Annotated in this window: 14 protein-coding genes; 8 read left to right on the top strand and 6 right to left on the bottom strand. The window is 73.3% G+C overall.

All coding sequences use genetic code 11. The features are described 5' to 3' along the window. Nucleotides 1-70 precede the first annotated feature (70 nt). Nucleotides 71-1312, top strand: coding sequence for a sensor histidine kinase (locus ACFW47_RS13560; protein WP_386280634.1), 1242 nt, complete (start codon nucleotides 71-73; stop codon nucleotides 1310-1312). Then, nucleotides 1309-1989, top strand: a complete 681-nt coding sequence (locus tag ACFW47_RS13555) for a response regulator (RefSeq protein WP_386280636.1) — start codon at nucleotides 1309-1311, stop codon at nucleotides 1987-1989. Before ACFW47_RS13560 ends, ACFW47_RS13555 begins: the two co-directional genes overlap by 4 nt. Before the next feature lie 91 nt (nucleotides 1990-2080). On the opposite strand, the gene ACFW47_RS13550 is transcribed toward ACFW47_RS13555, so the two are convergent. After that, nucleotides 2081-2656, bottom strand: a complete 576-nt coding sequence (locus ACFW47_RS13550) for a TerD family protein (protein WP_386280638.1) — start codon at nucleotides 2654-2656, stop codon at nucleotides 2081-2083. 158 nt (nucleotides 2657-2814) lie between these two features. Here ACFW47_RS13550 and arfB point away from each other — a divergent pair, with 158 nt between their 5' ends. Next, entirely contained in the window at nucleotides 2815-3252 is a 438-nt protein-coding gene (gene arfB, locus ACFW47_RS13545; protein WP_386280640.1) for an alternative ribosome rescue aminoacyl-tRNA hydrolase ArfB, read from the top strand. A 17-nt stretch (nucleotides 3253-3269) separates the two neighbouring features. Here arfB and ACFW47_RS13540 read toward each other — a convergent pair whose 3' ends face one another. Further along, complete coding sequence (locus tag ACFW47_RS13540) at nucleotides 3270-3740, bottom strand: GNAT family N-acetyltransferase (RefSeq protein WP_386305874.1); 471 nt, start codon at nucleotides 3738-3740, stop codon at nucleotides 3270-3272. Nucleotides 3741-3787: 47 nt separating this feature from the next. After that, nucleotides 3788-4387 carry a flavin reductase family protein gene (locus ACFW47_RS13535; protein ID WP_386280646.1) on the bottom strand — a complete coding sequence of 200 codons (600 nt, stop codon included), beginning with the start codon at nucleotides 4385-4387 and terminating at the stop codon, nucleotides 3788-3790. 322 nt (nucleotides 4388-4709) lie between these two features. Here ACFW47_RS13535 and cdgB point away from each other — a divergent pair, with 322 nt between their 5' ends. Beyond that, nucleotides 4710-6377, top strand: coding sequence for a diguanylate cyclase CdgB (cdgB, locus tag ACFW47_RS13530; protein WP_386280649.1), 1668 nt, complete (start codon nucleotides 4710-4712; stop codon nucleotides 6375-6377). A gap of 119 nt (nucleotides 6378-6496) precedes the next feature. Next, nucleotides 6497-7462, top strand: a complete 966-nt coding sequence (locus tag ACFW47_RS13525; RefSeq protein ID WP_386280651.1) for a CBM35 domain-containing protein — start codon at nucleotides 6497-6499, stop codon at nucleotides 7460-7462. Between the two features lie 42 nt (nucleotides 7463-7504). Here ACFW47_RS13525 and ACFW47_RS13520 read toward each other — a convergent pair whose 3' ends face one another. The 3 genes from ACFW47_RS13520 to ACFW47_RS13510 form a co-directional block, all read right to left on the bottom strand. Further along, nucleotides 7505-8437, bottom strand: a complete 933-nt coding sequence (locus ACFW47_RS13520) for a 1-phosphofructokinase family hexose kinase (RefSeq protein ID WP_386280654.1) — start codon at nucleotides 8435-8437, stop codon at nucleotides 7505-7507. A gap of 131 nt (nucleotides 8438-8568) precedes the next feature. Then, complete coding sequence (gene nagA, locus ACFW47_RS13515; RefSeq protein WP_386280657.1) at nucleotides 8569-9714, bottom strand: N-acetylglucosamine-6-phosphate deacetylase; 1146 nt, start codon at nucleotides 9712-9714, stop codon at nucleotides 8569-8571. Continuing rightward, nucleotides 9714-10640 carry an ROK family protein gene (locus tag ACFW47_RS13510; protein ID WP_386281244.1) on the bottom strand — a complete coding sequence of 309 codons (927 nt, stop codon included), beginning with the start codon at nucleotides 10638-10640 and terminating at the stop codon, nucleotides 9714-9716. Before ACFW47_RS13510 ends, nagA begins: the two co-directional genes overlap by 1 nt. A gap of 240 nt (nucleotides 10641-10880) precedes the next feature. On the opposite strand from ACFW47_RS13510, the gene ACFW47_RS13505 reads away from it, so the two are divergent. Genes ACFW47_RS13505 through otsB form a run of 3 tightly spaced genes read left to right on the top strand, consistent with a single transcriptional unit; the run spans nucleotide 10881 to nucleotide 13271 of the window. Next, complete coding sequence (locus tag ACFW47_RS13505) at nucleotides 10881-12098, top strand: ABC transporter substrate-binding protein (RefSeq protein WP_386281246.1); 1218 nt, start codon at nucleotides 10881-10883, stop codon at nucleotides 12096-12098. A 46-nt stretch (nucleotides 12099-12144) separates the two neighbouring features. Next, nucleotides 12145-12369, top strand: coding sequence for a DUF3263 domain-containing protein (locus ACFW47_RS13500; protein ID WP_073729652.1), 225 nt, complete (start codon nucleotides 12145-12147; stop codon nucleotides 12367-12369). Nucleotides 12370-12404: 35 nt separating this feature from the next. Further along, a complete protein-coding gene (gene otsB / locus ACFW47_RS13495; protein ID WP_386280661.1) occupies nucleotides 12405-13271 on the top strand; it encodes a trehalose-phosphatase in 867 nt (288 codons plus the stop codon).

Raw genomic sequence — 13271 nt, 5'->3', positions numbered from 1 at the left:
GCGCAGCTCAGCGTCCCCCTGCGGCAGGTTGGGGGAAGGGCAGGCGCGGGCGGAAGGAGGTGGGCGCCGGATGCCGAAGCCGTACGACCCGGACAGCCGGTGGCTCGGCGCCGTGATGCACGCGGCGTTCTTCCTCCTGCTCGGCGGCGCCCTCGCCCGCTTTCTGCTCCGCCACCCCGGCGAGCCCCGGACCCCGTGGATCTTCGCCCTCTCCCTCACCCTCGCGGTGCTGCATCTGCTCGGACCCGCCCTGAGCGGCCCGGAGCCGACCGGCTCCGTCACCCGGCCCGCCCGGCGGCGCCTGGCCTGGCTGGGCCTGGTGGTCGTGGTGTGGATGGTGCTGGTCGTGCTCGCGCCCAGCTTCGCCTGGTGCGCGGTGCCCCTCTTCTACACCGGCCTGCGCACCCTCCCGGCCAGGGCGGCGCTCGTGCTGGTCACCGTCCTGACGCTGTTCGTCGTCGCCGCGCAGCTCCGGCTCGCGGGGGGCTTCGACCCGAACCTGCTGCTCGCGCCGCCCGCCGTCGCCGCGATCGCCGCCACCGTGTTCCTGCACACCGAACGGCAGGCGGCCCGGCAGCGCGCCCTGATCGACGACCTGATCCGCACCCGCCGGGAACTCGCCGCCTCCGAGCGCCGCGAGGGCACCCTCGCCGAACGGCAGCGGCTGTCCATGGAGATCCACGACACCCTCGCCCAGGGCCTGTCCAGCCAGCGGATGCTGCTCCAGGCCGCCGAACGGGTCTGGGAGACCGACCCGGACAAGGCCCGCACCCACGTCCGGGGCGCCGCCTCCGTCGCCGAGCACAACCTCACCGAGGCCCGCCGCTTCGTCCACGACCTCGCCCCCGCCGACCTCGCCCGCGGCGGCGGCCTGGACGCGGCGCTGCGCGCCCTGGCCGCGCGGGAGTCCGGCGACCACCTCACCGTGCGGGTCCACGTCGACGACGGCGGCCGGTCCCCGCTGCTGCCCGACCGCGTCCAGTCGGCCCTGCTGCGCATCGCCCAGGGCGCCCTGGCCAACGTCCGGGAACACGCGGGCGCCACCGCCGCCGCCCTGACCCTCACCCTCCTCGACGACCAGGCCGTCCTGGACGTCACCGACGACGGCCACGGCTTCGACCCGGCGGTGCTCCCCGACGCCCCCGCCGGGGTGCGCGGACACGGGCTGCCCGCGATGCGCGCCCGGCTGCGCCAGCTGGGCGGCACCCTGACCGTGGAGTCGGCGCCCGGCGAGGGCACCGTCCTGTCCGCCGCCGTCCCTCTGGAAGCGCCCCGCCCCGACCCGGCCGACCGGCAGGAGACACTCCGATGACCCACCCGGCAGACGGCGGGCCCGCCCCCGTCCGCATCCTGGTCTGCGACGACCACGTCGTCGTACGGGCCGGACTGCTCGCCCTGCTCGACAGCGCCCCCGGCATCGAGGTGGTCGGCGAGGCGGGCACCGGCGAGGAAGCGCTGGCGCTCGCCGCGCGGCTGGCCCCGGACGTGGTGCTGATGGACCTGCAACTCGGCGCCGGCATCGACGGCGTGGAGACCACGCGCCGCCTCACCGCCGCCCCGGCGGCCGCTGCCCCGCCGACCGGCTCCGGCCACGTCCCGCACGTCCTGGTGCTGACCACGTACGACACCGACGCGGACATCACCCGCGCCATCGAGGCAGGCGCGACCGGCTACCTGCTGAAGGCCGAACGCCCCGAGGAGCTCTTCGCCGCCATCCACGCCGCCGCCCAGGGCCGGACGACGCTGTCCGGTCCCGTCGCCGGCCGGGTCATGGCCAACATGCGCAGCCCCCGCCCCTCCCTCACCGACCGCGAACGCGACATCCTGGCCCAGCTCGCCACCGGCCTCGGCAACCGGGAGATCGCCCGCGCCCTGTTCATCAGCGAGGCGACGGTGAAGACGCACCTGCGGCGCATCTACGACAAGCTGGGCGTCGACACACGCGCGGGCGCGGTCGCGGTGGCGAAGGAGCAGCGTCTGCTGCCGTGAGGCACGTCCCGAAAGCCCGCAACGGGAACGCCGAAGGCCTCCCGGCCGGACGTCCGGGAGGCCTTCGTGCCGCGAAACGCGCGGGCGAACGTCAGACGTTCACGCCGAAGTCCTGGGCGATGCCCACCAGGCCCGAGGCGTAACCCTGGCCGACGGCGCGGAACTTCCACTCGGCGCCGTTGCGGTACAGCTCGCCGAAGACCATGGCGGTCTCGGTGGCCGCGTCCTCGGACAGGTCGTAGCGGGCGATCTCGGCGCCGCCGGCCTGGTTGATGATGCGGATGTAGGCGTTGCGCACCTGGCCGAAGTTCTGCGAGCGGTTCTCGGCGTCGTAGATCGAGACCGGGAAGACGATCTTCTCGATGTCGGCCGGGAGGGCGGCGAGGTTGACGTTGATCGCCTCGTCGTCGCCGGCGCCCTCGCCGGTGCGGTTGTCACCGGTGTGGACGATGGTGTTGTCCGGCGTCTGCTTGTTGTTGAAGAAGACGAAGTGGGCGTCGGAGTAGACCTTGCCCTGCGTGTTGACCGCGATCGCGGAGGCGTCGAGGTCGAAGTCGGTGCCGGTGGTGGTGCGGACGTCCCAGCCGAGGCCCACGGTGACTTCGGTCAGGCCCGGAGCCTCCTTGGTGAGCGAGACGTTGCCACCCTTGGACAGGCTTACAGCCATTGTTGGGAGTCCCTTCCCTCGTTTACGTACGGCAAGAAAGCTACAGCTACCCCCATGAACGACGAGAGGGGTCCACAAGGTTCCAGCTCTCTTTACTTTCTTTACCGAGGCCGGGGCCGAGGATAATGGGGTGACGTGGACCGCACGGGGACGGGAACATGGACGGCATGTCCGCTCCCCATGTCATCCGCGGCTCCGTCTCCCTTCCCGAGGCCGAGCTCGTCTGGCGTTTCTCGCGCTCCTCCGGGCCGGGCGGGCAGCACGTCAACACCACGGACACGGCCGTGGAGCTCCGCTTCGACCTGGCGCGCACCGAGGCACTTCCCGAGGTGTGGAAGCGCCGCGCGCTGGAGCGGCTGGCCGGACGCCTGACCGACGGCGTCGTCACCGTCCGCGCCTCCGAGCACCGCTCCCAGTGGCGCAACCGCGAGAGTGCCGCCGTACGCCTCACGGCCCTCCTCGCCGACGCCACCGCCCCGCCGCCCAAGCCCCGCAGGCCGACCCGCATACCGCGCGGCATCAACGAACGCCGGCTCCGGAAGAAGAAGCAGCGCTCGGAGACCAAGCGGGGCCGCTCCCCGAAGAACTGGGACTAGCGCGGGCCGCCGGGGGGTCAGGCCAGTTTCAGCACCCCCACCGTCTGCCCCTCGCTCGTCTCCCCGTCCGGCCTGAAGCCCAGCCCCAGATAGAAGCCCTCGGGGCCGTCCGGGCCCGGGTGCCAGGTGACGTAGCACTCCTCGCCGCCGCGTCGGCGGAGCTCCTCGGCCACCGACTCCACCGCGAAACGGCCGTATCCCCGGCCCTGTTCCCCGGCCGCGATGTTCAGCCGCCACAGCCCGGAGCGCCGCACGCTGCCGTCCTCGTACCAGTCGATGTCGAAGAAGGCCATGAGGAAGCCGACGGGGCGGTCGCCGTCGAGGATCAGGCGGGGCCAGGCGACGCCGGGGTGGAGGTAGGCCTCGGCGAGCGACGTCATCACCGGTTCGACCGCGAACTCCTGGTCGGGGCGGACCCGTATGGCCGTGGCGGCCTCGAAGTTCGCGCGGGTGACTTCCTCGAGGCGGAGCTTGGTGCTGGTCGTCATGCGCGCACCCTAGGGGGGCGCCGCACCGACGACGAGCGAATAAAAGGTCACCCCAACTGCCGGTACCGCCCCCGGAAGTACGCCAGCGGCCCGCCGTCCGCGCTCGGCAGCGAGGCGGTCAGCACGCGGCCGATGACCAGGGTGTGGTCCCCGGCCCGCACACGCTGCTCGGTGCGGCACTCCAGGGTGGCCAGGGCGCCGCCGACCAGCGGGGCGTCGGTCGCCTCGCCGCGCAGGCAGGGGATGTCCGCGAACAGGAGCCGGTCGCTGACGCGGCCCTTCATGGCGAAGCGGCCGGCGATGTGCCGCTGGCTCTCGGACAGGACGGAGACCGCCCACAGCGGCTGCTCGTCCAGCAGGTCGTCCATGCGGGAGCCCTCGCGCAGGCTCACGAGGACCAGTGGCGGGTCCAGCGAGACCGACATGAAGGCGGTGGCCGTCATGCCGACGTCCTCGCCGCTCGGCGCCTGCGGGTCGTCGGGATCCAGCGGCGGCTCCTGCGCGGTCACCAGGACCACGCCCGAGGCCAGCCGGGACATGGCGGCACGGAACTCCTCGTTGCTCACCCCCTCAGCATGCCCGGCGGCGGGCGACGGCGACGGGAGCGTGGGGGACGCGGGGGACGTGAGGGAAGGAGTGTTCGGCACATCGTCACGCTAATCGCCGGGCCCGGGGCCCGGCATCGGGCCCCGGGCCGAACCGGGTCCTAGGACCACAGAAGGAGTGCGGCGCGAGGCGTGCGGACGGCTACAAAATTTGCGTTCAGTAAACGCACAGAGAAAACGCAGAAACACCACTCAATTGTTCATCTTTCGCTGTGACTTGAGTCACAAGCGACGGTAATTGTTGACCCTGTGTACCGAGTGGGCAGCGCGCTGTGATTCAGTGGCGGGGAACTGGAAGGGCACCATCACCAAAGGCGCCAAGGCGACCCTTGATTCGCTGCGAGGTCTCGGGGGGAGGGCGAGCATGGAGACCGAGTCGGAGCCCTACGTCCGTCTTGCGTCCCTGCGGCAACTGCACCAGGCCATGGCCGACATGAACAAGGCCCGCAGCCTGGCCGACACCCTGCAGGCCGTCGCCGACGGCGTCGTCCAGGCCCTCGGGTACGAGCTGGCGTGCGTCAATCTGGTCCGGCCCGACGGTGACCTCGTCGTCGCCGCCTTCTCCGGCAACCCGGCCGCCGAGGCCCTCATCACCGGCCGGGCGGGCTCCCGCGAGTCCTGGGACCGGCGGCTGCGCATGGGCGAGCAGTGGGGCGACCTGATCTTCATACCCCACACCGAGGGCTGGGTCCTCGACGACGACGACGTCCCGCAGTGGTACACCGACGGGCCCGCGCCCCGTTTTGAGGACGAGTGGCACCCCTCGGACCGGCTCTTCGCACCGATGTACGCCCCCGGCCCGCAGGGCGGCGGCAACAGCGGGGAGCTGATCGGCGTCCTGTCCGTGGACCGGCCGCGCAACGGCCGCCGCCCCGGCGCCTGGGGCCGCGAGGCTTTGCAGATGTACGCGTTCCAGGCCGCCATCGCGATCAGCAACGCCCGGCTCCGCTCCAACATGCAGCGCGCCCTGGTCCGCCTGGAGCGCGACCAGCAGGCGCTGAGGGCCAGCGAGGAAAGCTTCCGGCAGGCCTTCGAGTACGCCCCCTCCGGCATGGCCATCGCCGAGATGGGCGGCGACCAGCACGGCCGCATCCTGCGGACCAACGACGCCCTGTGCCGCCTCCTGGGCCGCCCCGCCTCCGCGATGCGCCGCTACGCCTTCTCGGACCTCGTCCACCCCGAGGACATCGGCACCCTGCTGCGCACCTCGGCCGAGGGCGGCCGGGCCGAGCTGCGCCTGGGCCGCCGCGACGGCACCTACGTCTGGGTCTCCCTGCGCAACTCCGTCGTCGCCGACGCCGCCGACGGGCCCCGCTTCCTGCTCACCCACGTCGAGGACATAGAGGAGCGCAAGCGCCGTGAGCTCCAGCTCGCCCACCGCGCCTCCCACGACTCCCTCACCGGACTGCCCAACAGCGCCGAGCTGCGCTCCCGCCTCGCCGCCCGGCTGTGCCGGCGCCCGCAGTCGCCCCACGCGGGCGTGGTGGACGCGATGGACGCCGCCTACGGGGACTCCGCCGTCTTCGACTCCGGCGGCCACACCTTCGACTTCGGGGCGGCGGCCGCCGAGCCGTACGGCGCCTACGACCACCATGTGCACGCCGTCGCCCCCGAGGACGGCCGCGACGACGGCACCAAGGGGCTCGCGGTCCTCTTCTGCGACCTGGACGGCTTCAAGTCCATCAACGACCGCTTCGGGCACAACGCCGGAGACGCCGTCCTCATCGAGGTCGCCCGCCGGCTCAGCGGCGGCGTGCGCGACGGCGACACCGTGGCCCGGCTCGGCGGCGACGAGTTCGTGATCCTCGCCAACGGGCTCGGCCGGGCCGACGCCCAGGACCTCGCCGTACGCCTGCGCAACGAGATCATCCAGCCGATCCGCGCCGAGGGACGGGCCGTCCGCGTGGGGGCCAGCTTCGGCATCGGGTGGGCGCACTGCGGCATGACGGCGGACGAAGTGCTGAAGTCGGCTGACGAACGGATGTACGTCGAGAAACGATCTCGTCCCAAACAGCACCGACGTGCCGGATGATCACCAGGTCAGAGCGCTGATGCGGTCTGAGTCACCCGTTTGGGTCACCGCGAGCGGGTAGGCTCGCCCTCTCACGACCCGTACCGCACACGCAACGCATCTGGTTAGGAGACCAAGGGATGACGCCCGGCAACAACGGCGCGAGCACGCCCGAGGACGACGACCCCTTCGGCTACCTCTACGCCGACGGGCAGGCCAACGGGGCCCAGCCGCCGTCCGGTGGCTACGGCTACCCGAACTCCGTCAACCGGGTGCGTCCCGTCGGCACACGGCAGTACGGCGGCGCACCGCAGGGCCATGCGGCCCCGTCCGCCGCCTACGGCCAGGCCGCCCCGCAGCAGCAGGGCGGTTACGGGTACCCACAGCCCAACGCGCACTACGCGGCGCCGGAGACGCTCCCCGGCGGCGGCGCGCCGAACGGCCCGCAGCAGCCGGGACGCGGCGCGGGCGGGGGCGGCGGGCGCCGCGGCCCGAACACCAAGGGCCTGCTGATCGGCGCGGTGGCGGTCGTCGCCGCGGTCGTCGTCGGCATCGCGGTGGCCATGACGAGCAGCGGCTCCGAGGACGACAAGGGCGGCAACGAGGCCGGCGGCGGCTCCACGCCCACCCAGTCCCAGAGCAGCGAGCCCAGCCCCTCGGCCAGCGACGGCGCCGAGGAGGAGGTCGAGCTCCCGGCGGTCGACGCGAAGGCGCTCAGGCTGTCGCCCGGCATGTCGACCGCCTCGGACATCAAGGGCGCGAAGGCCGACGGCGGGGTCTACGTCACGGGCTTCGACCAGGTCGGCGCGAAGGTCACCTGGACCGTGGACGGCATCGAGAAGGCCGGCAGCTACCGGCTGAACGTGCGCTACGGCACCCCGGGCACCGACGCCGACGCCACTTTGATGGTCAACGGCAAGGCCGAAGCCCGCCCGCTCAACATGAGCAACTTCGGCGGCACCCCGGCCGGGGACTGGGAAAAGGGCTGGAAGTCCACCTGGGCCAACGTGAACCTCAACGAGGGCACCAACACGATCGAGCTCGCCTGCAACGCGGACAACAAGTGCGAAGCGGTCATCGACCAGCTCTCGCTCACGACGGGCTGACGGCCCCGTAGACCGGCCGCGGGCCACGTCCGTCGCCCCGCGTCACGCCGCGTCGGCCTCCGCCGTCACCGCGACCCCGCGGCCGAGCAGCTCCTCGTACGCCGCCCGGTCGAACTCGCCCGCCACCGGCGCCAGCACCGTCGCCGCCGACAGGGCGACCGCGCGGGCCAGCCGGTCCGGCCAGGGCAGGTGCTCCACCAGGCCGGAGAGCAGCCCGGCGACCGCCGAGTCGCCCGCGCCGGTCGGGTTGCCGCGCACGTGGGCGGGCGGAGCAGCGCGCCAGCGGCCCTCCGGGGTCTCGGCGAGCAGCCCGGCGGCCCCGAGCGAGGCGACCACCGAGCGGGCACCGCGGCGCCGGGCAGCCTGCGTGGCCCGCAGCGGCTCGTGCGCGCCGGTCAGCTCGGCCAGCTCGTCGGCGTTCGGCTTGATCAGGTCGGGCCGGGCGGCGACCCCACGGCGCAGCGGCTCCCCGCTGGTGTCCAGCAGCACCGGCACGCCCGCCGCACGGGCGGCACGCACCAGGCCGGCGTAGGCGCCCACCGGGACGCCGGGCGGCAGGCTGCCGCACAGGGCGACCGCGGCGGCACCGGCCAGCAGGTCCTCGTACGCCTCCTGGAAGGCGTTCCACTCGGCGGGAGCGACGGCCGGGCCGGGTTCGTTGAGCTGGGTGGTGTCGCCGGTGCGTTCGTCCACGACGGCGATGGTGCGCCGGGTCGCGCCCGCCACCGGCACCAGCGCGTCCGCCACCCCGGGCACGCCGGTGAGTCCCGCGCGCACGGTGTCGCCGGTGGTGCCGCCCGCGAAGCCGGTGACCGTGACCTCGTGCCCGAGGGCGGCCAGCACCCGGGCGACGTTCAGGCCCTTGCCGCCGGGACGCTCGGTCACCCCGGTCACCCGGTGGGAGGCGTGGGGCCTGAGGCCCGGGACGCGGTAGGTGATGTCGAGCGCGGTGTTGAGTGTGACGGTGAGGATCACCGTGCCGACCTCCCCCGATCGTCTGCGGCTGGCGTGCCCGCGGAGCTGTGCTCCACGACACGATCATGCCAAAAGGGCGGCGGTCGGCCCAGCCCCCGGTCGGGTCGGCCGGGGACGGGTCCGGGGACGGATCAGCCCAGTTGGGGATCGACCACCCACGCGCCCCGGCGCATCACGCCCACCAGGTCGAACGCGTCGTCCAGGACCACCAGGTCGGCGTCCTTGCCGGGCTCCAGGGAGCCGATCCGGTCCTCCAGGCCCAGCAGCCGCGCCGGGTTGGCGGAGATCGCCGCGACGACGTCCCCGACCGGCAGCCCGTCCACCGTCACCGCCCGCTTGAAGGCGCGGTCCAGGGTGAGCGTGGAGCCCGCGATGGAGCCGCCCTCCACCAGCCGGGCCACGCCGTCCGCGACCTCGACCTCCATCGGGCCGAGCAGGTAGCGCCCGTCGCCGAAGCCGGCCGCGTCCATCGCGTCGGTGATGAAGGCGACCCGGGCGGCGCCCGCGTGGTGGAAGGCCAGCTGGAGCGCGGCCGGGTGCAGGTGCGTGCCGTCGTTGATCAGCTCGACGGTGATCCGCTCGTCCTCCAGCAGCGCGGTGATGGGACCGGGGGCGCGGTGACCGACCGGAGGCATCGCGTTGAAGAGGTGCGTGGCGACCGTGGCGCCCGCGTCGATGGCCTGCACCGTCTGCTCGTACGTCGCGTCCGTGTGCCCGACCGCCGCGATCACGCCGTGCTCGCTGAGCAGCCGTACGGAGTCCAGGCCGCCCGGCAGCTCGGTGGCCAGCGTCACCATCTTCGCGTGCCCGTGCGAGGCGTCGACCAGCTTGCGGACCTCGGCCGGGTCCGGGTCGCGCAGCAGCTGCTCGTCGTGGGCGCCCTTGCGGCACGGGGAGATGAACGGCCCCTCGAAGTGGATGCCGGCGATGTCGCCCTGCTGCGCCAGTTCGGCGAGCAGCCCGGCCTGCCGGGCGAGGAAGTCCAGGTCGCCGGTGACGGCGGAGGCGACCACCGTGGTGGTGCCGTGCCGGCGGTGGGTCTCGACGCCCTTGAGGACGTCCTCGGCGGTGCCGCCGGTGAAGGAGGCGCCGCCGCCGCCGTGGTTGTGGATGTCGACGAAGCCGGGGACCACCCAGTGGCCCGACACGTCGACGACCTCCGCCCCGGGGGGCGCCGTGTCCGCGATGCGCGTGCCGTCGACGATCACGCGGCCGTCGTCCACGGTCCCGGTGGGCAGTACCACCCGGGCACCGGCGAGAACCTTGCTTGGGGCCATCAGGTGGTTACCTCCGGGGGAGTCGTGGTCGTGGGGGTGCCGTGCGGACCGGCGCCGAGCAGGTCCCAGGCCATCAGCCCGGCGCCCAGGCAGCCCGCGGTGTCCCCGAGCGCCGCGGGGACGATCTCGGGCAGCTTCTGGAAGGTGACGCGCCGTCGGACGGCGTCCCGCAGCGGTGAGAACAAGGTTTCCCCGGCCTCGGCGAGGCCGCCACCGATGATCAGCACGCGCGGGTCCAGCAGAGTGAGCGCGGTGACCAGCCCGTCGGCGAGCGCGTCCACGGCGCCCTGCCACACGGCGAGCGCCCGCGCGTCCCCCGATTCGACGGCCTTGGCGCAGTCGGCGGCGTCCGCCTCCGGGTCGCCGCACGCCTCCGCCCACGCCTGGCTGACCGCCGACGCGGACGCGAACCGCTCCAGGCACCCGCGCTGCCCGCACGGGCACGGGATGCCGCCGGGGCGTACGACGACGTGGCCGATCTCGCCCGCGAAGCCGTGGGCGCCCGACTCGACCCGGCCGTTGATGCCGATGGCGCCCGCGATGCCGGTGCCCAGCGGCACGAACAGGAACCGGTCGGCGCCCTTCCCGGCCCCGACGCGCCCCTCGGCGAGCCCGCCGGTGCGCACGTCGTGCCCGAGGGCCACCGGGACGCCGCCCAGCCGGTCGCCGAGCAGCGCGCGCAGCGGTACGTCGCGCCAGCCGAGGTTGGCGGCGTAGACGGCGGTGCCGTGCTCCTCGTCGATGATGCCGGGGACGGCCACGCCCGCGGCGGCGGGCTCGCCGAACCGGTCGGCGCCCAGGGCGCGCAGCTCGGCGGCGAAGTCCAGGATGCCCGCGACGACGGCCTCCGGCCCGCGCTCGCGGCCGGTGGCCCGGCGGGCCTGGTGGAGCAACTCGCCCCCCGGCCCCGCCAGGGCGGCCTTCATCCCGGTGCCGCCCACATCGAGGGCGATGACATGTCTCACGGAGACAGTGTGGCCCGTTGACCCGGGAGAGGTCTAGTCCACTGTCGTGGTGTAGACCTTATTCCGTCAAACGAACAAGCGCGCAAGCGCGAACAAGCGAACGACTGCGGCAAGCAGTGCACGACGTGTCGTCGGCAGGGTTGGGGAATCAGGGTGCAGCGGCGTAGGACAGGAACGATCGCGGTGGTGTCCGCACTGGGCATGACGGCGGTCCTCGGCGGCTGCGGGCTCACCGGCGACTCCGGCGAGGTGACGCTGAGGCTGGTCGCCGCCGACTACGGCGACAGCAAGGCCAACGGCTCCCAGGGCTACTGGGACGACGTCGCCAGTGCGTACGAGGCCAAGCACCCCGACGTGAACATCGACGTCACCGTTTACTCCTGGAACGACGTCGACCGGAAGGTCCGCGAGATGGTCGAGGCCGGCCAGGCCCCCGACCTGGCCCAGATCGGCGCCTACTCCGACTACGCCGACCAGGACCTGCTCTACCAGGCCGGCGACGTGCTCTCCATCCCGGTCCAGGCGAACTTCGTCTCCCAGCTCTCCACCGCCGGCCAGGTCAACGGCACACAGTACGGCCTGCCCTTCGCGGCCTCCACGCGGGTGCTCTTCTACAACAAGACCCTCTTCGACAAGGCCGGCGTCACCCCGCCCAAGAGCTGGGACGACCTCGCCGACGCCGCCGAGGCGCTGAAGGCCGAGGGCGTGAAGTACCCGTACGCGCTGCCGCTGGGCCCCGAGGAGGCGCCGGCCGAGGCGATGCAGTGGATGCTCAGCGGCGGGGGCGGCTACACCGACGACGTCGGCACCTACTCCGTCGACTCCCCGCAGAACGTCACCACCTTCACCTGGCTCAGGGACGAACTGGTCGCCAAGGGCCTCACCGGCCCCGTCGCCCCCGGCAAGCTCGACCGCGCCGACGCCTTCGCCGCCTTCGCCAACGGCGACGTCGGCATGCTCAACGGGCACCCCACGCTGATGAAGACGGCGTCCGACAAGGGCGTGAAGTACGGCATGGTGACGACCCCCGGCATCGACGGCGCGAGCAAGAACACCCTCGGTGTCACCGACTGGATGACGGCCTTCAAGAAGAACGGCCACCAGGAGGAGATCGGCGACTTCCTCGACTTCGTCTACAGCGACGAGAACGTCCTCGCCTTCTCCCGCCGCTACGACCTGCTGCCGGTCACCACCTCCGCCTCCCAGGTCATGAGCACGGCCAAGGAGGACGAGAACCTCAAGCCCTTCCTGGACGAACTGCTGCTCTCCGAGCTCTACCCGGTCGGCAAGGCCTCCTGGGCCTCGGTCAGCGCGGACGTCAAGAAGCGCATCGGCCAGGCCGTCGCCCCCGGCGGCAGCCCCAAGGAGGTGCTCGGCCAGATCCAGGCCACGGCTATGCGGGCGGGCAGCGCCGAGTGACGGCGGGGGAGCGCCGTTGTCGGTGGCGGGCGTTACGGTGCCGTACATGGACCTGGGACAGAGGGAGCGGGACGTCCTCGCGCTGGAGCGCCGGAGCTTTCCCGGCCCCGGCGCCAAGGAGCGGGCGATCCGTGAGGAACTGGGCCTGGCCCCCGTCCGCTACTACCAGCTCCTCAACGCCCTCCTGGACGACCCCCGCGCGCTCGCCGCCGACCCGGTGACGGTCAACCGGCTGCGCCGGGTACGGGAGTCGCGCCGCTCGGAGAGGTGAGGTTGACCCACGCCGCGGCGGGATAGGTTCGCGGTATGGGCAGCCACCAGGAATCCACCCGTGACGACTCCCCGGACCACCTGCCGACCCCCGCGACCGAGGCCGGACGCGCAGGGCTCGACGCCCTCCTCGCCGACCCCGGCCGCGCGGTGATCGCCCTCGACTTCGACGGCACGCTCGCCCCGATCGTCGCCGACCCCGGCCGGGCCCGCGCCCACCCCGACGCCGTACCGGCGCTCGCGGCCCTCGCCCCGAAGGCCGCGGCCGTCGCGGTGATCACCGGCCGCCCCGCCGAGGTCGCCGTCCACCACGGAGGCTTCGCGGGCGTCCCCGGCCTCGACCACCTCGTCGTCCTCGGCCACTACGGTGCCGAACGCTGGGACGCCGCCACCGGCACCCTCACCGCCCCCGACCCGCACCCCGGCGTCGCCGCCGTCCGCGCGGAGCTGCCCGGCCTGCTGGAGCGGTCCGGCGCGGGCGAGGGCACCTGGATCGAGGAGAAGGGCCACGCGGTCGCCGTCCACACCCGCCGCGCCCCCGACCCCCAGGCCGCCTTCGACGCCCTGCGCGCCCCGCTGACCGACCTGGCCTCCCGCAACGGCCTGATCGTGGAACCGGGCCGCATGGTCCTGGAACTGCGCCCTCCCGGCATGGACAAGGGCGCCGCCCTGCGGGAGTACGTCCGCGAACTCGACGCCGCGTGCGTCCTCTACGCCGGCGACGACCTGGGCGACCTCCCCGCCTTCGACGCCGTCGACACCCTCCGCGCGCAGGACACCCCCGGCCTCCTGGTCTGCAGCGGCAGCGACGAGGTCCCAGCCCTCCGCGAACGAGCCGACCTGGTGGTCGACGGCCCGGAGGGAGTGGTGGCCCTGCTCCGATCCTTGGCGCAGGCCCTCTAG

This window comes from Streptomyces sp. NPDC058796, from assembly GCF_042745235.1.
Taxonomy (GTDB): Bacteria; Actinomycetota; Actinomycetes; order Streptomycetales; family Streptomycetaceae; genus Streptomyces.
The sequence above is the reverse complement of the archived record's forward strand: the minus strand, read 5'-3'. Positions and strand labels throughout refer to the sequence as shown.